Source organism: Bradyrhizobium sp. GCM10028915 (genome assembly GCF_042666195.1).
Taxonomy (GTDB): Bacteria; Pseudomonadota; Alphaproteobacteria; order Rhizobiales; family Xanthobacteraceae; genus Bradyrhizobium; species Bradyrhizobium canariense_D.
The window spans coordinates 156,370-181,448 of record NZ_JBHTFN010000008.1; the positions used below are offsets into that span (position 1 = coordinate 156,370).

Consider the following 25,079-nt stretch of genomic DNA (forward strand, 5'->3'; position numbering starts at 1 on the left):
CGACCAATGGCCACGGAGGAGCAGTTATGAGTCCGGATCCGAAATATTCGATCACACCAACGCCACGCGAGCGGGACCTGATGACGCTGATCGCCCGCGGAATGCAGAACAAGAACATCGCGTACGAGCTCAAGATCTCGGAGAACACGGTGCGGGCGCATATCGGCAACATCATGCGCAAATACCGCCTTCAGAACCGGACCCAGATCGCGATCATCTTTGCCCTGCAGGCGGCGCCGCCATCGCTTCGCCGCAACCTGGCCAATGGCGGCCGCAATTCCACGACGGCCGCGCCGGCCAAGGCGGTCGCTCAGAATACGCCGGTGCCGACGGCACCGGATTGACCGCTCGGCCACAATCGCTTGCGTCATTTCTGGCGAAACACCCAAGTCCGGGGTCAACGCAACGGCGACAAAATATTTCTCTTTATTAGAATTCGGATTTTTGTTAGGAATTTCTCAACCCGGCCCAAGGAAGAGGGGCGTATCGCGATCGTCACGAACGCGGGCCGGACGGCGGTGGACGTTAGTCACATCGGCGCGAATGGCTTCGCAGGGCGGCTAACCGTGAGCGAAGGCGTCGCGCACACGACCGGTGCGATCGGCGTACGGCAAAATCGTGTGGTCCTGACGCCCGGGGTCTGTGCGTCAAGCGTTGCGGTGATGTGGGTTGCCCAACCGGGCACACGCATCAGCCATCCGCAAGGCGACGGGGGCAATAGTGCATCGCTCCCCGGGGAGAGCACGACATAAGCCGTAAAGCCACTGCGCAGGGAAGGCCGGATGTTGGGCTTCACCTGTATGCCGCTGTGCATTGTTCTTACGACAATCTCGCACAGTGGACCGCGGGTGCCAGCCGGCACCCGGTCTTCCCTGCGCCCTCTTTCATTTGAGGGTAAGGCATCGAGGCAAAGCTCGGGCGAACAAGCCGCGAGGATGCGAAGGTGCGTCTGCGATCCGGAATGCGATGAAAGTGCGACGCTTCCACCCACAGACTCCGTCATTGCGAGCGCAGCGAAGCAATCCAGTCTGCCGCCGGGGAAAGATTCTGGATTGCTTCGCTGCGCTCGCAATAACGATGCTGAAGCAGCGCGTGCCGACACCGCGATCTCGTGCGCCGGACGCCGCGCAGAGCGGGGCCCCTGTCCTTCTTTACATGGCGCTCCGCTCTTGTAACAAAACCGTCATGCAGCGAAACTAAATGAAGCCGGGGGCCGCGGTTGGCGGCCAAGCCGCCTCGCAGGGAGAGATTTTGATGCGCCGTTCGCTGGTGTTGCTGTCAGCCGGACTGACAGTGTTGTCCGCAGGATTTTCGACCGGACCTGCCTCCGCAGAGAACAACACGCCCCGTAACCTGATCCTGTTCATTCCGGACGGTCTGCGGGCGCTGAAGGTCACGCCTGAGACCGCCCCCGCAATGGCCGAAATCCGCGACAAGGGCGTCAACTTCAAGAATTCGCATTCGCTGTTCCCGACCTTCACCATGGCCAACGGCTCGGCGATGTCGACCGGCCATTATCTCGGCGATACCGGCGTGTTCTCCAATACGATCTGGACCAACTACACCTCGGTACCCGCCGGCGACACCGTGGTCCCCTTCATCGAGAACGACGCCGTGCTTGGCGACATCGACGAGCATTTCAAGGGCGACTACCTCAACGAGGACACGATCCTGAAATTGGCCCGCGACAAGGGCTACAGCACCGCCGCGCTCGGCAAGCATGGTCCGACCTATCAGTTCGACCACACCGACAAGCCCGAAAAGGCCGGCCTGCATTCGGTCGTGTTCGACGATGCGACCGGCGGCAAGAACGGCGTGGCGCTGTCGGACGAGGTCAAGGCCGCTCTCACCAAGGCCGGCCTGCCCCTCGCCACGCCGCCGCGCGGCGACAACTCCAAGGCGGGCGATGCCAAGACGCCCGGCACCACGGCGGCCAACGTCGCGCAGCAGGCCTATTTCGCCGACGTCGCGGCCAAGGTCGTGCTGCCGATGTTCAAGGCGCGCAACAAGCCGTTCGTGCTGGTGTTCTGGTCGCGCGACCCCGATGGCAGTCAGCACAACACCGGCGACAGCCTCAACCAGATCATGCCCGGCATCAACGGGCCGACCTCGATGGCCGGCATCAAGAATGCCGACAACAACCTCGCCCAGCTCCGCAAGGCGCTGGACGAGCTCGGCCTTGCCGCCACCACCAACATCATGGTCCAGGCCGACCACGGCTTCTCGACCATCTCCAAGGAAAGCAAGACCAGCCCCTCGGCCAAGGTCAGTTATGACGACACGCCGAAGGACTTTTTGCCGATGGGTTTTCTGGCGCTCGATCTGGCGAAGGCGCTCGACCTGCCGCTGTTCGATCCCAACGACAAGAACGCCAAGGTCGAGGGCAACAAGCACCCCAAGGCCGGCAACGGCGTGCTCGGCAAGGATCCGGAAAAGCCCGATCTCGTCGTCGCCACCAATGGCGGCTCTGACCTGATCTATTTGCCGACCAAAGACAAGAAGCTGGCGGCCAAGACCGTCAAGCTGCTGCTTGAGCAGGATTACGTCTCCGGCCTGTTCGTCGATGACTCGCTCGGCCGCTTCCCCGGCACGCTGCCGCTGTCGAGCATCAACCTGCGCGGCAAGGCGGCGACGCCGACGCCGGCGATCGTGGTCAACTTCCGCTCCTATGCCAGCGATTGCGGCGAGGCGCCGACCAACTGCTCGGTGCAGGTCGCCGACACCGTGCTGCGCCAGGGCCAGGGCATGCATGGCAGCTTCAGCCGCGGCGACACCATGAACTTCATGGCCGCGATCGGTCCGGACTTCAAAGCCGGGTATGTCAGCGAGATCCCGGTCAGCAATGCCGACGTCGGCATGACGGCCGCTCAGCTCCTCGGTCTGCGCGCTTCTCAGAACGGCGGTCTCGTCGGCCGCGTGATGTCGGAGGCGTTGTTCAACGGCATCGTGCCGAAGGCCTACAAGGGGGTCGAGAAGTCGAAGAAGTCCGAGAACGGCCTGCAGACCGTGCTGAACTTCCAGCGCGTCGGCAGCCAGCGCTATTTCGACACGGCCGGCTTCCCCGGCCGCACGCTCGGGCTGGAGCCGGACGCCGGCAAACAAAAAACGGCGGGGAAATAACCCCGCCGTTCAAATGCGTCCTTCGTGAAAGGCGCAGAATTTTACATGCCCAAAATCTTACATGCCGATGTCGAACACGTTCGGCAATTGGCCCGCCAGAGGCAGCGCGGTGGCGCCCAGGAAGGTCGCCACCATCGCCATCAGGCGACGGTTGTTCTGGCGCTTGCCGCGCATCTGGCCGGCGATCCACTCCAGCATTTCGCTGTTGACCTTGGAGGCATAGGACGGCGCCCAGCTCTCGATGTCGGACTCGGCCGACAGCGCCACGCTGCGCGGCGGCACCTTCAGGCCGGAGGCGCTCGCCGCATAATGAGCTACCGCCTTGGCGAGCAGGTCGTCGAACCGGCCGCCATCGGTGCGCTCGGTGGCGGCTTCGTTGATCTCGAACAGCACTTCGGCCTCAGTGCGGCTGACCGGCTGGTCGTTGACGGCCGTGGCGGTGAGGATGCGGGCGCACCAGGCGGTGTCATCGGCATCGAGCGAGCGGGAGAAGTGCACCCTTCCCTTGGTGGTCGGGCCTTCGCCCGTGATCACGCCGTCGCGCACGATGGTCAGTGCATGGGCCGAGGTATCGCGGCAGGATGGTTCGAGGGACGGTGACTCAGCAGACTTATGCGCAGCGGCAGACATAGTTCACTTCCAGATTTCTTCTGATCGGCCAGCAATTTCATGCCGGCGTAAAGGGGTGGTTAATGATTCGGTACCGGGATCGCGACTCTTTGAGATAGTTGCCAATTGGTCGCTGTCAGGACCATTTTGGTTCTGGCAAGCGCCGGGCGAGCGTGATGGAAGTCATAAAAGGCTTTCTCGGGGCAATCACGCCCGTATAGCCCCGGTGGAGATGTTTCGCCGCGGGCGCGGCTGTAACAAAAAGGTGCTAGGAAATCAGGCCTTCAAAGAAGGAATTCACATTTTACTTGAAGCGGTTCAGTTAGCGTTCACTTGGGATCGCGGAGACCCTATAATGCCCGCGACGGTCAAAGATGAATTCGCAAGTAAATTCAATAACATGAGGTAGAACCATGACACTTCCGATTGGCACCACCGCCCCCGACTTCGAAGCCGAGACCACCGAAGGGAAGATCAAGTTCCACGACTGGATCGGCAATAGCTGGGCGCTGCTGTTCTCGCACCCGAAGGACTTCACACCGGTTTGCACGACCGAGCTCGGCGCGCTGGCCAAGCTGAAGCCGGAATTCGACAAGCGCGGCGTCAAGCTGATGGGCCTCTCGGTTGATCCGGTCGACCGCCATTCCAAATGGTCGGAGGACATCAAGGAGACGCAAGGCGCGGCCCCGAACTATCCGATGATCGGCGACACCGATTACAACGTCTCCAAGCTGTACGGCATGCTGCCGGCCGCGATCTCGGGCGATCCCCTCTCCCGCACCGCCGCTGACAATCAGACGGTCCGCAACGTCTTCATCATCGGGCCGGACAAGAAGATCAAGCTGGTGCTGGTCTATCCGATGACGACGGGCCGGAACTTCCAGGAGATTTTGCGCGTGATCGACTCGCTCCAGCTCACCGCCAAGCACCGCGTCGCGACCCCGGCCGACTGGTCGCAGGGTGAGGACGTCATCATCGCGGGCTCGGTCTCCAACGACGAGGCCAAGACGATCTACCCGCAAGGCTGGAAGGAGCCGAAGCCCTACATCCGGATCGTGCCGCAGCCGAAATAACGGAACTGTCATTCCGGGCGATGCGTCAGCGCCGCCCGGGACGACGATGTTAGCTCTTACGCCGCGCGCACGCGTTCGAGGAAGCCCTCGACCTCGGCCTTCAGATGCAGGCTCTCGCCCGACAACGCCTGAGCGGAAGCAAACATCCGGCTGGACGTCTCACCGGTCTCGTTCGCACCCTCGGCGGCCTGACGGACGTTGACGGCGACATCGGCCGTGCCCGATACCGCCGCGCGAACGCTGGCGACGATGTTTTGGGTCGCGCTCTTCTGCTGCTCGACCGCCGCCGAGATCGAGCCCGCGATGCCGCTGATGCGCTCGATGGTCTGGCTGATCGCCTTGATGGCGACAACCGATTCCTCGGTCGCAAGCTGCATGCTGGCGATCTGGTTCGAGATCTCGTCGGTTGCCTTGGCAGTCTGGCCGGCGAGCGTCTTGACCTCCTGGGCCACCACCGCAAAACCGCGGCCGGCATCGCCCGCGCGCGCGGCTTCGATGGTCGCGTTCAGCGCCAGCAGGTTGGTCTGCTCGGCGATCGAGGTGATCAGCTTGACGACATCGCCGATGCGCGCGCCCGCCTCGGAGAGCTGCGCGATGCGCTGATCGGTCGCCTCGGCCTGCCGCACGGCCTCAGCGGAAATGACGTTCGATTCCTGCACCCGCCGGGTGATTTCGGAGATCGATTGAGACAGCTCGTCCGAGGCGGACGCCGCCGAACGCACGTGCTCGGAGGCGCTTTCGGAAGCTCCGGCCGACCGCGCCGACAGATCGGCGGTGGAGCGCGCAGTGTCGGTGAGCTGCCGCGCCGTCCGCTCGAATTCGCCTGACGATGTCAGCACCTTGTCGAGAATGCCGCCGACACCGCCCCGGAACTCCTCGACGAAATTGCGCAGCTCGGATTTGCGCTGCTCGGCGGCCGCAGCCGAAGCGGCCGCCTGCTCGCTGCGCATCCGCGCCCGCTCCTGCGAATTGCTCCTGAACACCCCGACCGTGCGGGCGATCTCGCCGATCTCGTCGGCGCGATTCTCGCAATCGATCTCGACGTCGCTCTGGCCTTCGGCGAGCGCGGTCAGCGAGCGCGTCACTGAGGTGAGCGGCTTGGTGACGCGGCGGACGACCAGCAAGGTCAGAACCAGCACCAGCAGCGCCGCGAGCCCGGCGGCGATCGCCATGCTTTCGATGGTGTGGGCCAGCATGCTCTCGAATTGGGCCATCGGGATGCCGACATAGAGGATGCCGGCGACCTTGCCGCTGGCGTCGGCGATCGGGAAATAGGCGGTCATGAAGGACTTGCCGAACAGGGTGGCCGGGCCCTTGTAGGCCTCCCCACGACGCAGCAGCGCCTGCGCCGGATGATCGGCGGCAAGCTGGGTCCCGACGGCGCGGTCGCCATTTTCCTTCTTCACGTTGGTCGACCGCCGCACGAACTGCCCGCTCGCATCGTCGAACACGAACAGGGTCGCGTTGCCGCCGACATAGGACACCGCGCGATCGACGATGGCGTGATCCCTGAAGTCCGGCATCTTGGGAATCTCGGCGCGCGCCACCGCGCCATCCCGCATCGTGATCTTCGCATCGGGAACGATTTCGGCAAAGGCCAGGGCCAGCGTCCGCAGGCTAACCTCGATGTCGCGGAGCGCACGATCGTTGAAAGCGGAGCTGAGCGACCAATAGCCGGCGCCAACCACGAGCGCCGTATTCATGGCGATCAGCAACACCGCGCACAGGAGCGCCTTGGTGCCAAGTTTGAATTGCGGCAGAAACTTCGCCGTTGCTCGTCCGTACATGAATGAAATCACCTCCGTAATTCCTGCATACTCGTGCAATCGGCTTACGGTCGCATTAATGACGGTTCCATCGCAGCACGCGACATGCTTTCCAAATCGTTAACGAGGCCACCCTGACCACGCCCAGAACTACGCTAAGCACTACGCCAAGCGCTCCGCCTATCATCGTCTGGCTTCGCGACGACCTCCGCCTGTCCGACCACCCCGCCCTCCACGCTGCCGCCAAGGCGGCTGCGAAGACCGGCGCGCCGGTGATCTGCCTCTATGTGCTGGACGATTCGGCCGGGCGAGCGCCGGGCGCCGCGGCGCGCTGGTGGCTGGCGCAGTCGCTGCGGGCGCTCGGCGCGGACATTGCCACGCGCGGCGGATCGCTGATCCTGCGCAAGGGGCCGGCAGCCAGGGTGATCGCGGAGGTGGCGCGTGAGAGCGGAGCCCGCACGGTCCACTGGAACGGGATCGCACAGGCGCCGCATCAGGCGATTGAGCGGCAGCTCGAATCCGCGCTGGCAAAGATCGGCGTGGACTCGCAATGTTTCCCCGGCGACCTGCTCGTTCCGCCCGCGGCAATCCGCAACAAGGAAGGCCGCGGCTTGCGCGTGTTCACGCCATTCTGGCGGCGCGTGCTGGCGCTCGGCGATCCGCCAAAGCCCCTGCCGGCGCCGAAGGACCTGCGTCCTGCGCCGACGGTCGCCAGTGACACGCTGGAGACCTGGAAGCTCGAGCCTGGCAAGCCAGATTGGGCCGGCGGCCTGCGCGAGACATGGACCCCGGGCGAAGCTTCCGCCCGCGCTCGCCTGCGCGACTTCCTCAAGCACACCGCACAAGGCTATGTCGGCGATCGCGACCGCCCGGACCGAGAGGGCACCTCACGCCTGTCACCGCATTTGAGGTTCGGCGAGCTCAGCCCGCGCCAGGTCTGGCACGCCGCGCGGTTCGCCGCGGCGGAAAATCCCGCGATCGGACCCGGCGTCGACAAGTTCCTGAGCGAGCTCGGCTGGCGTGAGTTCTGCCGGCACCTGCTGCACGACCACCCCAATCTTGCAACCGAAAACCTGCAAGCGAATTTCGACGGCTTCTCATGGAAGCCCGATGCCAAGGCGCTCTCCGCCTGGCAGCGCGGCCGCACCGGCTATCCCATCGTCGACGCCGGCCTGCGCGAGCTCTGGCACACTGGCGTGATGCACAACCGGGTGCGAATGGTCGTCGCCTCGTTCCTGGTCAAGCACCTCCTGATCGACTGGCGCGACGGCGAAACCTGGTTCTGGGACACGCTGGTCGATGCGGATGCCGGCAGCAATCCCGCCAACTGGCAGTGGGTCGCCGGCTGCGGCGCCGACGCGGCGCCTTATTTCCGCGTGTTCAATCCGGTGCTCCAGGGCGAGAGGTTCGACCCGGATGGAGCCTATGTGCGACGCTGGGTGCCCGAGTTGAAGGATGTGCCACCCGAGCTGATCCATCAGCCCTGGCAGGCGACACCGATCGAGCTTGCGAGCGCCGGCGTCACGCTCGGCAAGAGCTATCCGCATCCGATCGTCGATCATGCCAAGGGACGAGAGCGCGCGCTCACCGCCTACGCAAAGATCCGCAAAGGTTGAGCGTTGCTTTGACACAATTATGAAACGCGCTATCGTCACCGCTCCATGCAAACCGTGGGGGACGATATGGACGACGACAAGCCGATCACCGAACAGGCGATGGACACGATCACCACCGCCGTGGAAGCGACCAAGGACGCCGCTGTCACTGCGGTGAAGCAGGTCAGGAAAGCCGCCAAGAAGGCTGCGAAGAAGGTAGCGCCGAAGAAGGCGTCCAAGAAGAAAGCCAAGAAGGCTCCGAAGAAAACTTCGAAGGCCACCAAGAAGACTTCGAAGAAAGCTGCAAAGAAGTCGTCGAAGAAGGCGGCCAAGAAAACAGCAAAGAAGGCCACCAAGAAAGCTGCCAAGTCGAAAAAGAAGGCCACGAAGGCCAAGCGCTGATCGCAACGCTCAAGTCTCCGGGGGCGGACGCGCCCGGAGACGGCTCCAGCGATACCCTACCCTCACCGCTTGGCTGCGCGCCGGCCCGGGTGATGCTCGCCTTGCGGATCGCGAAATTCGCTGCGATGGCCGCGCCGGTCCTCGGCGTTGAAGCGCCGGCGCTTCTCGGGCGAGCCGAACTGCTTGATCAATCTCCTGCCGTTCACCTTTTTGATGACGTAGCCGCCCTCGGTCATCGAGAACGGCTCCTTGAGCAATCCCATGTGGTCGAACTTCGTGCCGCGGGGATGCTTGAAGGGTTCGAACCAGGACGGATAAATGAAGTTCGACATCGGGAGATCGTTGACGACGAAGGCGTCCTCTTCCACTGCGTCGCAGACCTCGTAGGCGTATTGGGTGTGCCGGGTCTTGTCGGCCCACAGATTGGCCATAGGGTCGAGCACCATCTCGAACAGCTCATGCGAGGCTGCCAGACTGACCGGATCGTCCTTGGACAGCGCCTTGAGGAAGATCTTCGAGATCGGCTGTCCCCGATGCGTCAATTCATGCCGCCCGAGGAAATTCTTGTGGGTCGCATCGTCGAAATAGACCAACTGCCAGTCAGTGGGCTTCGGCTTGCGGGTAACGTCGAGATCGACGGGGTAGCCCCAGACCGGCAGGAAGTGCTCGTCATAGCATTTCTGCAGCGCGGCCGTGAGCCGCGCCATCATCTGCTCGCTCATCATCTCCTCTGCATAATTAATGCAGGCAATCCGGACTGGCTTCAGGGACCTGCCAAGCAATGCGCGTCTCGCCTTCTTCATGGAAAATCACCTGTGAAAGGGGCACTGAAATGCGCCGACCCTAGCACGAACGCGCCGCGCACGTCAGGGATGTATTCGAGCGGCTTGGCCCGCCGGCCCTAGAAGCGTCGGTTGACCACGAACACCGCGGCCGCGCACATCACCATGCCCGCGATCGCCAGCGCATCGAGCTTTTCTCCGAACAGCAGATAAGCCATCAGCGCCGTCACGGCGGGCACCAGATAGAACAGGCTTGCAACCGACGTGGCGGCGGCGTGGCGGATCAGCCAGTACAGCAGTCCGATCGAACCGATCGAAAGCGCCACGGCGAGCCAAGCCAGCGCGAACATGAACTCGCGCGTCCAGTGCACCACGCGGTCCTCGAACAGGAACGCACCAATCGCGAAGAAGATCGTGACGGACACGTACTGCACGAGATTGCCGGCGCGCCAGTCGATGTGATTGCAGTAGCGGCGCTGATAGAGCGTGCCGAGCGTGATGCTGATCAGCGAGACGACGGAGGCGAGCCAGCCGAGCCCGGCTTCGCCGGTCATGGGGCGGCCGTGCAGGATCAGCACGACGCCACCGAGGCCAAGGACGAGCCCCGCCCATTGCACCGGCGTCACCTTCTCCCCGAGCCAGCGGTTGGCGATGGTCGAGGTCAGGATCGGCTGAAGGCCCGGAATGAGCGCGGAGAGCCCGGCCGGAATCGAGTGCGCGATCGCGATTGCGGTGCCGCCGAGATAGAAGCCATGGACGAGAATGCCGGCGACGGCGCTGTGCGCGATGCCGATCCGGTCCGGCCATTTCGGTCGCGCGATCGCGACGATGATCGCCATCAGACCGACCACGAACGCCATGCGGATGGCGAGGTAGGTCAAAGGATCGGCATTGTTGACGACGTATTTGGTGCCGATGAAGCCCGTGCTCCAAAGCAGGACGAACAGGACCGGCGCGGCGCGGGCGGCCAGGGCTTCTTGATTGTGGTTCATTGCCGCCCTCATTGCCTCACAGGGGGCCAATGCGGCAATGCGAATTTCGGCCAAATTCGTCCGGACGATGCTGCGCTGCGACGGACCGGACGGCTCAGCGGCTCACCATTCGTCCGGACAGGGATCGATGATCTTCCAGAGCTCGACGCCGTTCTTGATCTTTTTCATGTCGGTGGTGAGTCCGCCATTGCGGCGAATCCAGTCCTTCACCGTGTCGGGGTAGTAGGCCATCAGGTCGGACGTCCCCTCCGCGCTGGTGACCTTGATGCCGAAAGTGAAGGCCTTGTCGTAGTAAGCCTGGTGGAAGCCGAGGCTGGCGCGCGGCGTCACGCAGATCTTGTTCATCGGCACGATGCCGAGCACCAGGGTGCAGGCCGAGTTGCAGATGCCGTCGATGATGACGCGTTCGCCCTTCTCGCGGACGCGCTTGTACTTGGCCTTGTACTCCTCGACATAGCCGCCGTGGTCGCGGGTAATATGCAGCTCGGCCCGCGCCGGCGTGGCGGCGACGACCGAGAGCAACAGCAGGCTCAGAAGCGTGATGCGCATGGCGAGGTGACGGCGAAAGCCTTCAGGAATGGACCGGTCTATGAACCCCGAGAAGCCGGCAACAGGAGTCTTGAGCTAATTCTCTTTGGTCATACTTGTGTGGGGAATTCGTTAAGCATCTCGAAAAGGCCAAAAATGGGCAAGTCCGGACCACAGAACCGGCAATTCTGTCACACCCACCCCGGAATCTGCGGGATTGGCGTCGATTTCCGGGCTGCAGACGGGTGTTCCGGCCGCCCGAACTGGCTATAAACGGCTGACCTATTCGTGCGGGTTCCGGAGATTCGAGATGAGCAAGTTGAAGAAGCTTGTAGCCGCGGTTGCTGTCCTGTCGGCCGCAATCCTTGCCCCTGGCCTCGCAGAGGCGCGGGGATACCACCGGTACCATCGCCACTACACGAACCCGCTGCCCTACCCGATCAGCTATCTGCACAATTACGGGCCCGGCATCACGCCCGGGACGTTCGCCTTTTACGACGGCTCGTCGACCAACCATTGCTACCAGAGCGCAGCCGCCTATGTCGGCCAGGACCGCCGTCGGCACCCCTGCTTCTGAGGGGTGCAGGCGGGTCCTCTGCGGGGGCCGCTATTTGGCGGCGCGGACAGCAGTAATTGCTTCTCGATCTCGTAGACCGGCAGTTTGACGAGGTCCTTGCCGACCTCGCCCTGGAGTGCCTTGCGCACCACATCCGAACAATCGGCGCGAATCATCCCAAGCGCACGCGGCGAGGCCACCATGGTCAAGGCCGAGGTTCTCGCCTGAGCTGACGGCGGCATCGAGCCGTCCGGCCAGGCCGCGCAGGAAGGCGCGCTCGGCCTCGTCGTGCCAATCAGTCTGCTCCACCGAGCTGCGCGTGCTACCGGCCGCGCCGTGGAGCCTGCCCGGCGCGTCGGTCCCTTGCGCACCGGTCGAGGGATTGGGCTGTTCGTGCACCTCCCTGGTGTGGAGGTTCGGAAACATCTCGTCGCCGAGGTTTTCCAGAATAAGCGCCTTGCGCCCGTCGCACACGACCAGCCAGTCACCCTTGTCGATTCTCATTTGGTCCATTGCACAGCTCCAAAGCCACCTCGCTAGCCAGCTCATCGAAATGCTCGAAAGCTGGCCACGACGCCAAGCTTAGGGACGAAGCTGCACCGACGAATTGCGCGGGATCAAGGATGGCGGCGATGTCCTGCGGAGCGCAACGCAAGCGTTGCATTGGTCAAGAGCGCGAACCTGGGATAGTCTGGCGGAGCTAAAGGTCAGGCCTGCGGCGGGCTGGGCTGAAGACCTGTTCATCAGCATTACATTTCGGTCCCGCCACAATTTGATCAGAACAAACTTCGATATCCCTGTATTGCGTAAGCGGAGAAAGACATCATGAAGCTTAGAATTGGCCTCGTCGCCGCGTCCCTGTTGGGTGCGTTGGTCGCATCATCGGCGGCGTCTGCCATGCCCATCGCGCCTGCTCCTGCGATGCCGCAGGTCTCCGACGTCGAGCAGGTCCGCATGGTCTGTGACGCCTGGGGACGCTGCTTCTGGCGCCCGAACTACTATGGATACTACGCCCCGCGGCCCTATTACGGTCCCCGATATGCACCGCGCTTTTACGGTGGCCCTCGCTATTACGGACCACGCTATCGCCGCTGGTGATTCTAAAGGGGCCCTTCGGGGCCCCTTCGCTTTTGCGAGATCAAGGATGTTGGTCTGGAGTCATTCCAAAACTGATCTAGATCAAAGACGCAATCCGCCACGCCGTCATTCTCCGACGATGGTCGATTTGATCGTTTTTCGATGTCCCCAGACGGGCATGAATGTGCAGACACATCTGGAGAAGCAACTGAGACAGGAGGCACAGAGCTTCGCCTCCTTCGCCTGTCCCGCCTGCACGCGGCTGCATTTCATCGACCTTGCCTCCGGCCAGCCGATGACTCGAGATCGTTGACGACGACACCGATCCGCCAAGCTTCATGCCATGATGTCCGCAATACTACGGCCCGGAATCCGGTTTACTGAAGCGCGATGTTTCGCCATTGATGGCGATGTTCCGACGTTCATTTGATTGTCATATTGCAGCAGCCGGCCACACGCATGTTGTTCGACGCCCTCGCCCCATCCTCGGCGCTTCAATTGATCGGCTTTGCCGACGTTGATGCGTTTCGGCCGATCGAGTCGATGGAGGATGCGAGAAGCATTCCGCTCGACGTCCGGAATTTCGCGGCGGCCCGCGCTGTCGTCTCTCTGCCCGGCTGCCGCATCGTCATGATGCGCTCGTTCGCGCGCATCCTCGACGGCGCCTATCGTATGCCCGGGGGGATGGTGATCCTGCCCATGACGGACGACCTTCAGGTCAATTCCAAGGGCATGGATCTGGACGCGCGTTTCTTCATCGCGCTCCGCGGCAGCGATGAATGCCATTTCGTCGAGCGCCGGACCAATCATCATGCGATGATCATCTTCTCACCCGGCATGAGCGACCGGGGCTGGTTCGATCAGGCGGACGACTTGCGGGCCTATGTCGCGAACCGCCCCGCTTTGCTCCACATTCGGCAGCTCCTGCTCGACATTCTGCGAACCGCGTCGGTGCAGCCGGCCCTGTTCGAAACGACCGAGGTCGCCGCCCATCTCCAGGAAGGCCTGCTGCTCGCGCTCGACGATCTGTTTCGCATTGATTCGCTCTCGGACCGGAGTGCCTCCGTCCAGGGCGAGCGGTCGATCAAACTCGTGCAGCGGATCGACGATTACGTCGCAGCACATCCGACTGCTCCGATCTATACCGCCGATCTCGCCGGCGAGTTTGGCGTCTCGATCCGGACGCTCGGCGGCGCCGTCAGCAAGGTGCGTGGCATGAGCCTGCATCAATACATTCGCCTGAAAAAATTGTGGGCGACGCGGTCTCGCCTTCTCAAAGGCGGGGGTGCCAACGTCGCCACATGCGCGCGCGCCCAAGGCTTTCACCATTTGGGGGAGTTTGCCGCAGCTTACCGCGCGACCTTCCACGAAGCGCCGTCCGACACGCTGGCACGGGGCCGGCAAGCCGGTCCGACGGCACGCTGACCAGATAGGCTCCGGCCTTCCGACGCGGCGCACGCCTCAAGGGAACCAGTTCCTTCGAACCGCATTATCCAAGCAGTGCGCCGGCGGCGCACTGAAGCACCCCGCGCCCCACACGCGGGTTTTTTCTCGCCGTCAACCAAGTGGTTCAGGAAAAAAATGTCTATCAGCCGCAACGTATTGTTTCTGATCATCGGTGCTCTGGTCGTCACGGCGGCCGTGCTCGGCTACAATCTCTACCAGACGAAGAAGCAGCCCGATGGCCTGCAAATCAATGTCGGTCCCAACGGGCTGAAGATCCAAGGCAAATAGAGGCGGCTCACGGCCTCGCGCCAGATCCGAGAAAACTCTGGCCCTGCAAGTGGCGCGCTCGGAGAGATTCGAACTCCCGACCCTCGGAATCGAAATCCGATGCTCTATCCAGCTGAGCTACGAGCGCCCTGGCCCAGATCTTGGACCGTAACCGAGACGCCCCAGATAGCTGCTGGCGAGCCAGCAGGCCGGGCGACGTTCGGATGGGTTCGAATTAGCAGAGAGGCCGGCCAATAAAAAGCCCTTCCGGCCTCGATTCGGGACGGGTCAGACCCGCCCTCACCAGGTGCTGTTGAAGAAGCCGAAATGCGGCTGCTGCGCCATCACCATCATCGGCCGCCCTTGCTGCGGCACCGGATGCGTTCTGGCGACCTTGCGCTTGGGCTGCTGCGCCGGGGTCTGAGGAGGCTGGGCCTGCGCCTGAACTTGCGGCTGAATTTGCGTCTTGGCCTCGGTCTTCTTGACCGCAGCGGTATCGGCCTTCGCGGCCGGCGTGAATTGGGCGAACGTCTCGCGGACCCGCGCCTTGGCTGATACCTCGGCCAAAGCGGGTGACATGCTCTCCACGGGCGGCTGGGGAGCCGCGACGGCGGCGATCTTCGCCGCAGGGGCGGCAAGCGTCGGCTGACTGGTGTCGAGTACGACACGCTCCGGCAGGTGGCGATCGGACCGGATCCGAATCAACGGCTGTTCGTTGCTTGCGGTTGCGATAGCCTGCGTCACAGGCGAAGTCGGCAGAACGTAGTTCGCCGCGAACAGCAGTGCGAGCAAGGCTCCACCGACGAAGAAGAAATACCGAAAGATGGGCATTGGCCACGCTCCGCCCGCCGCATCCCCGCGTGGGCTCTCCGCCTTAACAGGCGATCATTTAATTAGTTCCTGGCCCAGCCGTTCGGTTCAAATGGCGACGCCAAGTTTTTCGGCCAACCCCCAGGACAGTAACTTTTCCGCTACCCGGCACTGCCGGCCTTAGGTCCGGCGTGCTGCCACAAGCGAACACTTCGCCTGATCGGCATTCACGTTGACGAAGCCGACAGGAATGCGCGCAAAAGTCTTGCGGCTCTTCATGCTGACCGGATCCGCCAGAACGCGGGTGCGGTCGGTGAGATGACTGCCATCACGCCGCGCAAAAGCGCAGACGATCTCGACATCCTTTACGGCATAGTCGTTGTCGTTGCGCAGCGTGAGCGTCACCAGCGCCTTCGATCCAAGGCCGCCGCGGCGCCAGGTCTGAGATGAAATCCTGATCCGGCCGAGTTCTGCCATTGTCGGAATCTGAGCTTCGGAGGCCGGCGACACGGCGACCGCATCGCGCGAAGGCGCCGTCTCGACGGCTGCCACGTCAGACCTCACCGGTTCGGCACTGTTGCCTCTGGAGACGGGGAGCAGCATCCAGATGCCGCAACCGACGATGATGGCCGCCAACAGCCACAGCAGGCCTCGCCCAAATGAAACGCTCGCGATCGTCACCGCCCGCGCCAGTCGTTCGCCGGTCCCGGCGAAACGCCCTAACCCGATGCGGTCAAACCCAGCGCTCATGGTTGCCTCACCGATCGCAGCGGAAGCACGTTTCGACAACGGATTCGGCCACTGCTTACTTAATCCGGAAGGCGAACTAAGGTTCCCGCGCAGCTGCCGAGTCGGCAAGAGCGGTGGCGGTCACGGGCCGAGCCCGCTAACATGCGCTGCAACATCAAGATCCGTCGGGAGAACACGAAATGCCAGTCGTCACTTGGGATCACGTCCATCTGCGCAGCCCCGATCCGGAGGCCACGGCGGCCTGGTTGCGGGACATCCTCGGTGGCGAGATCGTGCAAGCGCCCGGACGGATCGACGTGAATCTCGGAGGCGCAAGGATCTTCATTGCTCCACTCGAGGGCGACAACGTGGTCAACCCGCCGCCGCCGCACCCGCATCAGGGCCTCGACCATTTCGGTCTCACGGTGAAAGACATCGACGCCGTCGCCGCCGAGATCAAGGCCAAGGGCGTCACATTCACACGCGAACCGACCACGATCCGCCCCGGCGTGCGCATCTGCTTCATCCGCGGACCCGAAGGCATCTCCATCGAGCTGCTCGAGCGCGACAAGAAATACACCTGATAAGGCGCGCGCCGCATCGGCTCACCGGTCGTCGTGCCGCCCGGTGCGCCTAAGTCATGCTACCGGGCATGAATCAGCGGACGGCGACGCCCATGTAGCCGTAGATCGGCCAGACCATGGTGCGTCCCAGTCGGTGTCCGAGAGCGCCGAGCCGTCGGCATCGGAGCAACAAGGCCCCTTGCCGCTTCGCAGTCCGTCGAACCAGGCCTTCAATTCGGCATTGGCGTTGACGAACTGGCCGCGGTCGCGCGCGTGGCCGAAGGGGGCCGCGAGTGCGATCAGGGCCAGGACGCATGCTAGGCTCGCCACGGTTCGCCAGCATGCCGCGCCGCCGATCCGCCGTTGTCGTGTTTCGCAAATCGTGGGACGCACACTGTACAGACGCGGCTTCTCGCCGCTGGAATCGATCCAGTTGCTCACGTTTGTCTTGCTCCAGCACCCCGCGGCCAGTGCAACAATGGTTATGCATTTCGCGGGCCAACTTGATTCGCAACGACTGGCCTCGCTTCATGATCAGACCGTCATGGCAGTGTCATAGACAAGCCGGGACAATTACGGCTCACGGGCAAGCTCGCAAGGTCGGCGGCCAAACTGCCGCGTTGCGTGGCCGCATGCCCTTTGGCATAAATGCCTACCGGCTACGCCATTGGGCGATGGCGGCCGGCCTCGGGACGTTATGAAGAACGGCCTCTATTCGATTCACGTGAACCTGCTCGATGGTCGGGTCGGCAAGGGTAGCGGCGTGATTCTTTTTCGCGACGGCAAGATTCTTGGCGGCGATGCGTACCTCTATTACACCGGCAGCTACACGGTGAAGGACAACACCTTCAAGGGTGAGGTGCTGGTCCAGCGTCACACCTCGCCGCGGGGCGACGACAATCCGCTGTTCGGCGGGCCTGCCGCGGTCGGCATCGGTGTCAGCGGCACGTTCACGGAGACGCGCGGGGACATGACGGGCACCGCGCTGGTCGGCAAGGCCAGCCAGATTTTCGGCGCGACGCTGCACAAGCTTGCGGAGGTCGACTAGGACTTCGGTTCTGATTGAATCAACCAAAGCTCTCAATTGTTGATTCGACGCGTTTTCATCACGCGAACGGCATCCACTTCGCTCGAAAACCGCTAGCTATTCGGCGGCCTGCTCGAGCGGCGCCACGCGCGGCAGGATGATCTGGATACGTGTGCCGCTGCCCGGTTCGGAATCCAGATCGAGCCGTCCGCCGAGCCTGTTCGTGACGATGCTGTAGACGATGTGCAGCCCGAGGCCGGTGCCGCCCTGATCGCGCCGCGTCGTGAAGAACGGATCGAAGGCACGGCGGCGGACGTCGAGCGACATGCCGCAGCCATTGTCGGAGAAGATGATCTCGACATTGTCCTTGCCGGACTCGCGCACCTGGATGTCGATGGTCCCCGGCCGGCCGTCCGGGAAGGCGTGCGCCACCGCGTTGAGAAACAGATTGGTCAGCACCTGGCCGTAGGGTCCGGGATAGCTGTTCATGGTCAGATCAGGCTGGCACTCGACGTTGAGCGTCAGATTGTGCTTGCGAAGGCCGGGCCGCAGACTCATCACCACCTGCTCGGTGAGGTCACCGAGATCGAAGCTGCGCTGGTCCGAATAGTTGCGGTCGGCGGCGACCTGCTTGAACGACTGGATCAGCTCCGCGGCGCGATTGAGATTGGCGACGAGCTGCGAGGACGCGTCGCGGCTGGTATGGAGAAAGTCGTTGAGCGTGGAGCGGCGGAGCTCGCCGCGTTCGACTTCGGCGGTGAACATCGCGGTCTTGCGCTCCAGCGCGGAGGCGACCGTGAGGCTGATGCCGACGGGATTGTTGACCTCGTGCGCGACGCCGGCGACGAGGCGCCCGAGCGCCGCCAGCTTCTCCGCCTCGATCAGCGAGGCCTGGGTCTCGCGCAGATTGCGCAGCGCGGTCTCGGCGGATTCCTTGGCTTTCCGCATCTCCTGCTCGCCGCGCTTGCGCTCGCCGATGTCGAGCGCCACGGTGACGATCCGCTCGATCTCGCCTTCGGCATCGAGCAACGGCAGCTTGTTGACGAGCCATTGCCGCATGTGGCCGGAAGAATCAATGTACTCCTCTTCGTAGAAGCCGAGGCCCTTTCGCAGCGTCAGCACGCGCTTGTCGCTCTCGTCGGACTTGGCCGCGCCGTAGCGCGACATCAGGTCGGCCGTGGTGCGGCCGAGCGCATCGCCGGGCTCGATTCCGAAGATGCCGGCCATGTAACGGTTCATCAGCACGTAGCGCAGGTCGCGGTCCTTGACGTTGATGACCGCTGGCACGGTGTCGATGACCTGCTGGAGCAGGCGCCGTCCTTCGGCAATGGCGTCTTCCGCGCGCTTCTGGTCGGTAATGTCGCGCAGCGTGCCCTCATAGCGGACGATGTTGCCCGCCTCGTCGCGGACGCCGGTGGCACTGTCGGACAGCCACAGGATGTCGCCGCCGCGCTGGCGCACCTGGTATTCGAACTCGCGCACCATGCCGTCGCGTGCCATCAGCCGCTGATATTCGACGCGAGCCTCGGGATTGACGTAGATGGTGTGGGCGATGTCGTTGATGCTGTCGATGAGGTCTTTGGGGCTGTCATAGCCCATCATCCGCGCCAGCGCCGGATTGGCGTTGAGGAGGTCGCCGGCCGGCGTCGTGACATAGATGCCGTCGACCGAGCCCTCGAACAGTTTCCGGTAGCTCTCTTCGGCAAGGCGTTGCTCGGTCAGTGCGCGCACCGCCGCCTCGCGTGCCGTGTCGGCTTCCTCCAGCGCACGGCGGAACACTTCTGCCGCCCGCGCGATGTCGCCGATCTCGTTGTCGAGGTCGGCGGACGGGATCGAGGTGTTCTTCTCGCCGGCTGCGAGCGCGCGGATCGACCGCGCGATCTGGGCGAGCGGACGGACCGTCCGCCGCACCACGAAGCCGGCCGCGAGAATGCCGATCAGCACACCGATGGTACCGAGCACGATGCTCTGCCAGCGCGCCTCCGTCAGCGTGCGGGCAAAGTCGCGCGACAGCACGTGACCGCGCCGGGCGCTGACCTCGCGCAGCAATTCGGTGACGCGGCCAATCAGCCGACCCTCGGTTCCCAGCACCTCGCGGTCGATGTCGGCGATCTGCCGTTCACGGACCGCGACCGCGATGATCGCCTCGGCGTACTCGTTGACCGCCGATCTGAGCTTGGGATCAGTGACGCCCATCGCCCGCATGCTCTGCGCCGCCTGCTCGGCCGCGGACGGGTTGCGCGCAAGCAACCCAAGCGCGATCCGGCTCTGCGCTTCCGACAGGCGGGACGCCAGCTCTCGGTCCGCAGTGCCGGAGACAGCTGCGTCGAACTGGTCGCGGAGCGGCGGCAGCCCGGCAAGCAGCTGGGCGCGGCGGTCGATCAAGGTCGAGATCCGCTCCAGGCCGCTGCGGTAGGTCGCAAGCCGCTCGCTGACGCCGTCGATCATATCCTGCTGCTCGGGCACGAGCTCGATGCGGGTCTTCTTCAGGATGTCACTGAGCGTCGATGCCGCCTCGCCCACCTGCTTGAACTGGATGCCGGCGCCAGGGTCGGTGACGAAGTCGCGCGCGGCGAGCCGCAGCTCGTTCATGCGGCGGTCGATGTCCTCGGCGAGGTCGCCGACGCTCTGCAGCCGCTGCAGCTCGGCGAAGGTCGTGTCGATGTGCCGGATCGCAATCACGCTCGCGGTCGAGGTGACGATGATCACCGCCAGCACCAGAAGGAAGCTGCCGAACGTGAGCTGGCCGATGGAGAGCGAGAATGTTCGCTTTTTCTCAGGGGTCGGCGTCAATTCGGCGGACATTGGTGATGTGTGGACCGGGCCATTGGAGCTCCAATATACGACGTATTGCAGTCCCGGGGGAACATGCGTCTGGCCGCCGAATATCCTTAATGTTGAAGCCCTGCCGGCCTCCTTGGCCCCGGTTTTATGACGTTTTGACGTCGGCCGGCCGCCGCGCCGGGATGGTCATGGCGGCGACGCCGAGGACGACGCAGGCAAGGCCGATCCAGGCGGTCCGGCTCAGGCTCTCGCCGAGGAAGGCGACGCTGATGGCAACCCCGATCGGCACGCGGAGATAGGCCTGCGCGGTGGTGCCGACCGAGCCCAGGGTCTGGATCAGGCGGAAATAGATCACGAAGGCCGCGGCCGTCGAGAAGGTCGCCAGCGCGAGCAGCGCCAGCACGGAACTCAGCGAGGGCGACAGCGTCCAGGGCTGCTCGACGATGAGCGAGGCCGGGAGCAGCGCCGCCGCCCCCGCCAGCAACGAGCCGGCCGCGGGCGCCATGGGATCGAGGCCCTTGAAGCCGCGACCGAAGATCGCGGCGCAGGCGTAGCAGATGGTGGCGGCAACGATCGCGGCCTCCGCGACGAGGCCGCTTCCAACATTATGGAAGGCATCGACGCCGACGATCAGCAGGATGCCGGCCATGCCGGCGACCACCCCGACCAGCTTTCGCGGTGTCGTCGCCTCGTGACGCGTCACGACCGCCGTGAGCAGGAAGGTGAAGATCGGGCCGGCCGAGTTGAGGATGGTCGCAAGCGCGGCATCGACGTGGCGCTCGCCCCAGGCGATCAATGTCCAGGGGATCACGCTATTGAGCACGGCCTGGAAGGCGAAGCGTTGCCAGGTCGCGGCATCCGTCGGCAGCCTGATGCCCCGCGCCCACATGATCGCGAGCAGCAGCAGGCCCGCAATCGTGGTGCGCGCCGCGATCAGCGTGATCGGAGGAATGGTGGCGACGCCGAGCTTGATGAAGGTGTAGGAGCCGCCCCAGAGCGTTGCGAGCGCCAGCAGCAGCGCCAGCTCGACGGCGATGTTGTTGTCCTGCCGATTGCCCTGTCGGTTGTCCATGTCGCGCGCTCGATCCCGTTGTCAGGGACGGCACCTAGCGCGTCTGCCCTCGCCGATACTTCGCTTTGTATCGAAGTGTCCTAGCCGATGGCCCCGACCTCGAACACCTCACCGTCATAGCCGGCCTCGCGGGGAATGCGGAGCTGACGGCCGGTTTCGGTCTTGGTCATGACAGGCATCACCGTCACGACGGACATGCCGCGGGCGTGCTCGAGCGCGGCGCTCACGCTGCCCTGCTTGGCGAGCCGGATCAGATTGCGCGTGGTCGGGAACGGCAGCTTGAAGCGGCCGCTCTCGCCGCCCTCCACCGCCTCGCGTGGCGAGACCCAGATCGAGTCGGTCGATTCCCGGCCGTCATGCGCGCCGAGCTGGTCGGGCGGCGCGGCCGCAAGGAAGAACCAAGTGTCGAAACGTTTTGGCATCCCCTCGGGCGTGATCCAGTGTGCGTAAGGCACCAGCGTATCGAGCGCGAGCTGGAGGCCGTTGTCGGCCAGAATGCTCAGGAAGCTGATCTTGTGCTCGTTGAGCGCGACGCGATGCGCATCGGCGATTTCGCCGGCGCGCCTGGCGTCAACAGGCGTGTCCGAATCCTTCGACCGCGCCAGCAGGATGCCGCTTTCCTCAAAGGTCTCGCGGATCGCGGCGATTCGAAATCCGCGGTCCGCTTCACTCAGCCCCTCGCCGCCCGAATACAGGTCGGAGCGCTTGACGATCTCCTGATCGCCGGCATCGACGCTGCCACCAGGAAACACCAGCGCGCCCGAATTGAACTCGATCTGATGATGGCGAACCATCATGAAGACTTCGATTTCGTCGCGGCTCTTGCCGTCGACCGTCACGCCGTCGCGCAGCAGGAGGATCGTCGACGCAGGGCGTGATGCTGATGCCTCGGCCATTCGACTAACCTGCGGCGCTGGATTGCGGGCCGAGATTGGCGCGCTTGTCGACGCGGGCGACGCGCGACAGCAGGTAATCGACCTCCGCCTTCGCCATCGGGGTGATGGTGGCGCCGGGCTTGCGCTGGGCGCTGGAGGCAATGATGCCGCGCTTCTGCAGCACGTATTTGCGCACGGCAAGGCCCGCGCCGGGCTGCTGCTCGTAGCGGATCAGCGGCAGATGCGCGTCGAACAGATCATGGGCGGCGTCGCGCTTGCCTTCCTTCGAAAGCCGCACGACGTCGATCAGGAGTTCGGGGAAGGCATAGCCGGTCATGGCGCCGTCGGCGCCGCGCTCCATCTCGAAGTCCAGAAAGAGCCCGCCATTGCCGCAGAGGATCGAAAGCGGCCGCAGCGAGCCGTCCTTCTGGAAATTGCGCAGCGTCGAGATCTTTTCCAGCCCCGGCCAGTCCTCGTGCTTGAGCATCACGCAGTTCGGATTGTCGGTGACGATCTTGCGGATCACGGCCGGGGTGAACACCACCGACAAGGTCAGCGGATAGTCCTGGAGCACCCAGGGCACGTCGGGGCCGATGGCCTCGGCCGCCTGCTTGTAATAGCCGACGATCTGGTCGTCGGTCCGCAACGACGGCGGCGGCGCGATCATGACGCCGGCCGCGCCCGCATCCATCGAGGCCTTCGCCAGCGAGCGCATGGTGGCAAAGCCCGGCGCGGAGACGCCGACGATCACCTGCATCTTCTTGGCGCGCTTGACGAAGCGTACCGCCACCTGTTCGGCCTCGGCGGAATCGAGCTTCGGGGCCTCACCGAGGATGCCCAGCACAGTGACGCCGTCGCAGCCGACCTCCTCGTAGAAATCGGTCAGGCGGTCGATCGAGCGCTCGTCGATCCGGCCGTCATCGTGGAACGGCGTCGGCGCGATTGCGAAGGTGCCCTTGGCGTCGGCGGTAAGTTTCATCGTTGTCCTTGTTTCTCTCTGTCGATGGCTAAAACCGCCGCGCCCCCATCTTGATCTGCTCTTCGGAGAAGAAGATCTCCTTGGCATGATCGGCGATGTCCTGGGCCTTCCAGCCCGTGTGCGGCGGCTTCCAGCCGTCCATTTCCATCATCCGCATTTCGCGCACGCCGCGGGGCCCGGACACGCCCAGCACCTTGCCGGTCTGGTCACCGGACAAGTCGCTGACCATGTATAGCACGGCCGGCGCGATGCCGTCCGGACCCAGCGCCGCGCCGGGGTTCTCCTTATAGCGGGGCAGGTCTGCGGTCATGCGGGTCAGCGCGCCCGGCGCAAGCGTCCAGATCCGGATGTTGTATTTGCGGCCCTCGATTGCCAGCACGTTGGACAGGCCCCAGATGCCGCCCTTGGCCGCGCCGTAATTGCTCTGGCCGAAATTGCCGATCAGGCCCGAGGTCGACGAGGTGTTGACGATGACGCCGCCGCCGTTTTCCCGCATCCAGCGAAATACCGGCATGGTGCAACAAAAGGTGCCCTTCAGATGCACCTTGATGACCTTGTCCCAGTCGGACTCAGACGCCTTGGCGAAGGTCTGGTCGCGCAGAATGCCGGCATTGTTGACGAGGATGTCGGCGCGGCCGAAATGCTTGATGGCGTCGTCGAACACCGACTGGCCGCCTTCCATGGTGGAGATGTCGGCGCCGTTGGCGACCGCCTTGCCGCCTTCGGCCTTGATCGCATCCACCACGAGCTGCGCCATCGATGTGTCGGCGCCGGAGCCGTCACGGGGCCCACCGAGGTCGTTGACGACGACGGAGGCCCCTTCCCGCGCGAACAGCTTTGCGTAGGCCTCACCGAGCCCCCCGCCCGCGCCGGTGATCAGCGCAACCTTGCCGTCGAGTAGTCCCATGGTGGCTCTCCCTGTTTTGTTCTTTTGCTCCGTCATGGCCGGGCTTGTCCCGGCCATCCACGAACTTGATCGCCAACCGCGCGAAGAACGTGGATGCCCGGGACAAGCCCGGGCATGACAAAATAACTCAGAGCGCGTCGAGCGGCATCATCACCCCAGCACCGTCTTGCCGTTCTTGATCACAGTGACGCCGCGCGACTTTACCTTGGCTTCGAACGAGATCACGCTGCCGTCCTTCCAGAGGTCCATGGTCACGGTCTCGCCGGGATAGACCGGCGAGGAGAACCGCGCGAGGTGCTGGCGGAAGGCGGAAGCGTCGTAATCGGCATAGGTCTGGAGCACGCCGCGGCAGGTGATGCCGTACGTGCACATGCCGTGCAGGATCGGACGTGGGAAGCCGGCCTTCTTCGCGAACTCAGGGTCGGAGTGCAGCGGGTTGCGATCGCCGCAGAGACGATAGACCAGCGCCTGGTCGGGACGCGTCACGATGTCGATGGTCGTGTCGGGTGCGCGGGACGGGCTCTTGTGCGGATCCGGCTGGGTCAGGTTCGGCCCGCCAAAGCCGCCGTCGCCGCGGGCGAAGCGGGAGGCGACCAGAGTTGCCAGCTTCTCGCCCTTCTCGTTCTTGAGCACGGTCTGATGGCTGATGACCACGCCCTTGTCCTTGCCCTTGTCGTAGACTTCGACCACGGAGGAATCGGCGGTGATGTGCGCGGCGACCGGCAGTGGCTGGTGGAAGGTGATGTCGCGCTCGCCGTCCACCACCATCACGCGGTTGAGGTTCATCTCGCCAGGCCCCGCGCCCCACGCGGCGACGGATGCAAAAGTCGGCACCACCTTGAGCGGTCGCGGCGTCAGCGTGCCCTCGTTGACGAAGGCGAGCTCGTTCTCGTCCATCGGATCGGCGCCAAGCCCAATGCCGTAGGCATAGAGCATCACTTCGCGGTCGGTGTAGGCATATTTCTGGCCGAGGTTTTTGAGGCCTTTGAGTTCGTCGTATCTGGCGGACATTTTTGTTGTTTCCTCCCGGCAGTTTCAGCGAATGGCGGCGCCCATTGATGCGCCCTCTCCCCTTGCGGGAGAGGGCTCCAAGGTGCTCGCAACAAACTCGTTTGGGTGA

Annotated in this window: 24 protein-coding genes, 1 tRNA gene and 2 pseudogenes; 11 read left to right on the forward strand and 16 right to left on the reverse strand. The window is 63.9% G+C overall.

Annotated elements, in window-relative coordinates; all coding sequences use genetic code 11:
• Window positions 1-26: 26 nt before the first annotated feature.
• Together ACFQX9_RS06645 and ACFQX9_RS06650 are read left to right on the forward strand one after the other, a co-directional pair.
• A complete protein-coding gene (locus ACFQX9_RS06645; protein WP_204511440.1) occupies window positions 27-344 on the forward strand; it encodes a response regulator transcription factor in 318 nt (105 codons plus the stop codon).
• 910 nt (window positions 345-1,254) lie between these two features.
• Complete coding sequence (locus ACFQX9_RS06650; RefSeq protein ID WP_085384260.1) at window positions 1,255-3,120, forward strand: alkaline phosphatase family protein; 1,866 nt, start codon at window positions 1,255-1,257, stop codon at window positions 3,118-3,120.
• Between the two features lie 57 nt (window positions 3,121-3,177).
• Here the strand turns inward: ACFQX9_RS06650 and ACFQX9_RS06655 are convergent, their stop codons facing one another.
• Window positions 3,178-3,750, reverse strand: coding sequence for a hypothetical protein (locus ACFQX9_RS06655; RefSeq protein ID WP_085384255.1), 573 nt, complete (start codon window positions 3,748-3,750; stop codon window positions 3,178-3,180).
• A gap of 392 nt (window positions 3,751-4,142) precedes the next feature.
• Between ACFQX9_RS06655 and ACFQX9_RS06660 the strand changes: the two genes are divergently transcribed.
• Window positions 4,143-4,802, forward strand: coding sequence for a peroxiredoxin (locus ACFQX9_RS06660; protein WP_085360896.1), 660 nt, complete (start codon window positions 4,143-4,145; stop codon window positions 4,800-4,802).
• A 56-nt stretch (window positions 4,803-4,858) separates the two neighbouring features.
• On the opposite strand, the gene ACFQX9_RS06665 is transcribed toward ACFQX9_RS06660, so the two are convergent.
• The gene (locus ACFQX9_RS06665; protein WP_247336117.1) at window positions 4,859-6,589 is read right to left on the reverse strand and encodes a methyl-accepting chemotaxis protein; all 1,731 of its coding nucleotides are present in this window, start codon (window positions 6,587-6,589) and stop codon (window positions 4,859-4,861) included.
• Between the two features lie 191 nt (window positions 6,590-6,780).
• On the opposite strand from ACFQX9_RS06665, the gene ACFQX9_RS06670 reads away from it, so the two are divergent.
• Both ACFQX9_RS06670 and ACFQX9_RS06675 read left to right on the forward strand, forming a co-directional pair.
• On the forward strand, window positions 6,781-8,184 hold the full coding sequence (locus tag ACFQX9_RS06670; protein WP_377787591.1) for a cryptochrome/photolyase family protein: 1,404 nt from the start codon (window positions 6,781-6,783) through the stop codon (window positions 8,182-8,184).
• Window positions 8,185-8,250: 66 nt separating this feature from the next.
• Complete coding sequence (locus tag ACFQX9_RS06675; protein WP_018455277.1) at window positions 8,251-8,565, forward strand: hypothetical protein; 315 nt, start codon at window positions 8,251-8,253, stop codon at window positions 8,563-8,565.
• A gap of 62 nt (window positions 8,566-8,627) precedes the next feature.
• Here the strand turns inward: ACFQX9_RS06675 and ACFQX9_RS06680 are convergent, their stop codons facing one another.
• The 3 genes from ACFQX9_RS06680 to ACFQX9_RS06690 all read right to left on the reverse strand — a co-directional run bounded on the left by ACFQX9_RS06680 (window position 8,628) and on the right by ACFQX9_RS06690 (window position 10,888).
• On the reverse strand, window positions 8,628-9,368 hold the full coding sequence (locus ACFQX9_RS06680) for a hypothetical protein (protein WP_377787316.1): 741 nt from the start codon (window positions 9,366-9,368) through the stop codon (window positions 8,628-8,630).
• A 98-nt stretch (window positions 9,369-9,466) separates the two neighbouring features.
• Complete coding sequence (locus ACFQX9_RS06685) at window positions 9,467-10,339, reverse strand: DMT family transporter (protein ID WP_247491384.1); 873 nt, start codon at window positions 10,337-10,339, stop codon at window positions 9,467-9,469.
• 102 nt (window positions 10,340-10,441) lie between these two features.
• Window positions 10,442-10,888 (reverse strand): hypothetical protein, encoded by a 447-nt coding sequence (locus tag ACFQX9_RS06690; RefSeq protein WP_007603109.1) that lies wholly within the window; start codon window positions 10,886-10,888, stop codon window positions 10,442-10,444.
• A gap of 289 nt (window positions 10,889-11,177) precedes the next feature.
• On the opposite strand from ACFQX9_RS06690, the gene ACFQX9_RS06695 reads away from it, so the two are divergent.
• Window positions 11,178-11,444, forward strand: a complete 267-nt coding sequence (locus ACFQX9_RS06695; protein ID WP_085351317.1) for a hypothetical protein — start codon at window positions 11,178-11,180, stop codon at window positions 11,442-11,444.
• A gap of 50 nt (window positions 11,445-11,494) precedes the next feature.
• Here the strand turns inward: ACFQX9_RS06695 and ACFQX9_RS06700 are convergent.
• Window positions 11,495-11,936, reverse strand: a pseudogene (locus ACFQX9_RS06700) (host attachment protein); the annotation flags it as partial.
• A gap of 312 nt (window positions 11,937-12,248) precedes the next feature.
• Between ACFQX9_RS06700 and ACFQX9_RS06705 the strand changes: the two are divergent.
• From ACFQX9_RS06705 to ACFQX9_RS06715, 3 genes are all read left to right on the forward strand, one after another.
• The gene (locus ACFQX9_RS06705) at window positions 12,249-12,521 is read left to right on the forward strand and encodes a hypothetical protein (protein ID WP_085351316.1); all 273 of its coding nucleotides are present in this window, start codon (window positions 12,249-12,251) and stop codon (window positions 12,519-12,521) included.
• A gap of 438 nt (window positions 12,522-12,959) precedes the next feature.
• Complete coding sequence (locus tag ACFQX9_RS06710) at window positions 12,960-13,925, forward strand: helix-turn-helix domain-containing protein (protein WP_377787322.1); 966 nt, start codon at window positions 12,960-12,962, stop codon at window positions 13,923-13,925.
• A gap of 156 nt (window positions 13,926-14,081) precedes the next feature.
• Window positions 14,082-14,234 (forward strand): hypothetical protein, encoded by a 153-nt coding sequence (locus tag ACFQX9_RS06715; RefSeq protein WP_018455284.1) that lies wholly within the window; start codon window positions 14,082-14,084, stop codon window positions 14,232-14,234.
• Between the two features lie 50 nt (window positions 14,235-14,284).
• Here ACFQX9_RS06715 and ACFQX9_RS06720 read toward each other — a convergent pair.
• The 3 genes from ACFQX9_RS06720 to ACFQX9_RS06730 form a co-directional block, all read right to left on the reverse strand.
• Window positions 14,285-14,361: transfer RNA gene (locus ACFQX9_RS06720), tRNA-Arg, on the reverse strand.
• 152 nt (window positions 14,362-14,513) lie between these two features.
• Complete coding sequence (locus tag ACFQX9_RS06725; protein WP_377787326.1) at window positions 14,514-15,044, reverse strand: hypothetical protein; 531 nt, start codon at window positions 15,042-15,044, stop codon at window positions 14,514-14,516.
• Window positions 15,045-15,203: 159 nt separating this feature from the next.
• Window positions 15,204-15,773 (reverse strand): hypothetical protein, encoded by a 570-nt coding sequence (locus ACFQX9_RS06730; protein WP_018455286.1) that lies wholly within the window; start codon window positions 15,771-15,773, stop codon window positions 15,204-15,206.
• Window positions 15,774-15,952: 179 nt separating this feature from the next.
• On the opposite strand from ACFQX9_RS06730, the gene ACFQX9_RS06735 reads away from it, so the two are divergent.
• Complete coding sequence (locus ACFQX9_RS06735) at window positions 15,953-16,336, forward strand: VOC family protein (protein WP_085351313.1); 384 nt, start codon at window positions 15,953-15,955, stop codon at window positions 16,334-16,336.
• A 73-nt stretch (window positions 16,337-16,409) separates the two neighbouring features.
• Here ACFQX9_RS06735 and ACFQX9_RS06740 read toward each other — a convergent pair.
• Window positions 16,410-16,756 (reverse strand): annotated as a pseudogene (locus ACFQX9_RS06740) (hypothetical protein).
• Between the two features lie 256 nt (window positions 16,757-17,012).
• Here ACFQX9_RS06740 and ACFQX9_RS06745 point away from each other — a divergent pair.
• Window positions 17,013-17,363, forward strand: coding sequence for a GrlR family regulatory protein (locus tag ACFQX9_RS06745; protein WP_018455289.1), 351 nt, complete (start codon window positions 17,013-17,015; stop codon window positions 17,361-17,363).
• Window positions 17,364-17,459: 96 nt separating this feature from the next.
• On the opposite strand, the gene ACFQX9_RS06750 is transcribed toward ACFQX9_RS06745, so the two are convergent.
• The 6 genes from ACFQX9_RS06750 to ACFQX9_RS06775 form a co-directional block, all read right to left on the reverse strand.
• Window positions 17,460-20,147 carry a PAS domain S-box protein gene (locus ACFQX9_RS06750; RefSeq protein WP_018455290.1) on the reverse strand — a complete coding sequence of 896 codons (2,688 nt, stop codon included), beginning with the start codon at window positions 20,145-20,147 and terminating at the stop codon, window positions 17,460-17,462.
• A 124-nt stretch (window positions 20,148-20,271) separates the two neighbouring features.
• On the reverse strand, window positions 20,272-21,198 hold the full coding sequence (locus ACFQX9_RS06755; RefSeq protein WP_085351312.1) for a DMT family transporter: 927 nt from the start codon (window positions 21,196-21,198) through the stop codon (window positions 20,272-20,274).
• A gap of 80 nt (window positions 21,199-21,278) precedes the next feature.
• Window positions 21,279-22,094, reverse strand: coding sequence for an NUDIX hydrolase (locus tag ACFQX9_RS06760; RefSeq protein ID WP_085351311.1), 816 nt, complete (start codon window positions 22,092-22,094; stop codon window positions 21,279-21,281).
• A 4-nt stretch (window positions 22,095-22,098) separates the two neighbouring features.
• The gene (locus tag ACFQX9_RS06765; protein WP_377787332.1) at window positions 22,099-23,052 is read right to left on the reverse strand and encodes a dihydrodipicolinate synthase family protein; all 954 of its coding nucleotides are present in this window, start codon (window positions 23,050-23,052) and stop codon (window positions 22,099-22,101) included.
• Between the two features lie 28 nt (window positions 23,053-23,080).
• Window positions 23,081-23,959 carry an SDR family oxidoreductase gene (locus tag ACFQX9_RS06770; RefSeq protein ID WP_018455294.1) on the reverse strand — a complete coding sequence of 293 codons (879 nt, stop codon included), beginning with the start codon at window positions 23,957-23,959 and terminating at the stop codon, window positions 23,081-23,083.
• Window positions 23,960-24,109: 150 nt separating this feature from the next.
• Window positions 24,110-24,970: a MaoC/PaaZ C-terminal domain-containing protein gene (locus ACFQX9_RS06775; protein ID WP_377787336.1), complete on the reverse strand. Its 861-nt coding sequence runs from the start codon at window positions 24,968-24,970 to the stop codon at window positions 24,110-24,112.
• Window positions 24,971-25,079: the final 109 nt, after the last annotated feature.

Bases quoted from the DNA above. Each gene is read 5' to 3' on its own strand.
- ACFQX9_RS06645 (WP_204511440.1), top strand. From the start codon at position 27: ATGAGTCCGGATCCGAAATATTCGATCACACCAACGCCACGCGAGCGG.
- ACFQX9_RS06650 (WP_085384260.1), top strand. From the start codon at position 1,255: ATGCGCCGTTCGCTGGTGTTGCTGTCAGCCGGACTGACAGTGTTGTCC.
- ACFQX9_RS06655 (WP_085384255.1), bottom strand. From the start codon at position 3,750: ATGTCTGCCGCTGCGCATAAGTCTGCTGAGTCACCGTCCCTCGAACCA.
- ACFQX9_RS06660 (WP_085360896.1), top strand. From the start codon at position 4,143: ATGACACTTCCGATTGGCACCACCGCCCCCGACTTCGAAGCCGAGACC.
- ACFQX9_RS06665 (WP_247336117.1), bottom strand. From the start codon at position 6,589: ATGTACGGACGAGCAACGGCGAAGTTTCTGCCGCAATTCAAACTTGGC.
- ACFQX9_RS06675 (WP_018455277.1), top strand. From the start codon at position 8,251: ATGGACGACGACAAGCCGATCACCGAACAGGCGATGGACACGATCACC.
- ACFQX9_RS06680 (WP_377787316.1), bottom strand. From the start codon at position 9,368: ATGAAGAAGGCGAGACGCGCATTGCTTGGCAGGTCCCTGAAGCCAGTC.
- ACFQX9_RS06685 (WP_247491384.1), bottom strand. From the start codon at position 10,339: ATGAACCACAATCAAGAAGCCCTGGCCGCCCGCGCCGCGCCGGTCCTG.
- ACFQX9_RS06690 (WP_007603109.1), bottom strand. From the start codon at position 10,888: ATGCGCATCACGCTTCTGAGCCTGCTGTTGCTCTCGGTCGTCGCCGCC.
- ACFQX9_RS06695 (WP_085351317.1), top strand. From the start codon at position 11,178: ATGAGCAAGTTGAAGAAGCTTGTAGCCGCGGTTGCTGTCCTGTCGGCC.
- ACFQX9_RS06705 (WP_085351316.1), top strand. From the start codon at position 12,249: ATGAAGCTTAGAATTGGCCTCGTCGCCGCGTCCCTGTTGGGTGCGTTG.
- ACFQX9_RS06710 (WP_377787322.1), top strand. From the start codon at position 12,960: ATGTTGTTCGACGCCCTCGCCCCATCCTCGGCGCTTCAATTGATCGGC.
- ACFQX9_RS06715 (WP_018455284.1), top strand. From the start codon at position 14,082: ATGTCTATCAGCCGCAACGTATTGTTTCTGATCATCGGTGCTCTGGTC.
- ACFQX9_RS06725 (WP_377787326.1), bottom strand. From the start codon at position 15,044: ATGCCCATCTTTCGGTATTTCTTCTTCGTCGGTGGAGCCTTGCTCGCA.
- ACFQX9_RS06730 (WP_018455286.1), bottom strand. From the start codon at position 15,773: ATGAGCGCTGGGTTTGACCGCATCGGGTTAGGGCGTTTCGCCGGGACC.
- ACFQX9_RS06735 (WP_085351313.1), top strand. From the start codon at position 15,953: ATGCCAGTCGTCACTTGGGATCACGTCCATCTGCGCAGCCCCGATCCG.
- ACFQX9_RS06745 (WP_018455289.1), top strand. From the start codon at position 17,013: ATGAAGAACGGCCTCTATTCGATTCACGTGAACCTGCTCGATGGTCGG.
- ACFQX9_RS06750 (WP_018455290.1), bottom strand. From the start codon at position 20,147: ATGTCCGCCGAATTGACGCCGACCCCTGAGAAAAAGCGAACATTCTCG.
- ACFQX9_RS06755 (WP_085351312.1), bottom strand. From the start codon at position 21,198: ATGGACAACCGACAGGGCAATCGGCAGGACAACAACATCGCCGTCGAG.
- ACFQX9_RS06760 (WP_085351311.1), bottom strand. From the start codon at position 22,094: ATGGCCGAGGCATCAGCATCACGCCCTGCGTCGACGATCCTCCTGCTG.
- ACFQX9_RS06765 (WP_377787332.1), bottom strand. From the start codon at position 23,052: ATGAAACTTACCGCCGACGCCAAGGGCACCTTCGCAATCGCGCCGACG.
- ACFQX9_RS06770 (WP_018455294.1), bottom strand. From the start codon at position 23,959: ATGGGACTACTCGACGGCAAGGTTGCGCTGATCACCGGCGCGGGCGGG.
- ACFQX9_RS06775 (WP_377787336.1), bottom strand. From the start codon at position 24,970: ATGTCCGCCAGATACGACGAACTCAAAGGCCTCAAAAACCTCGGCCAG.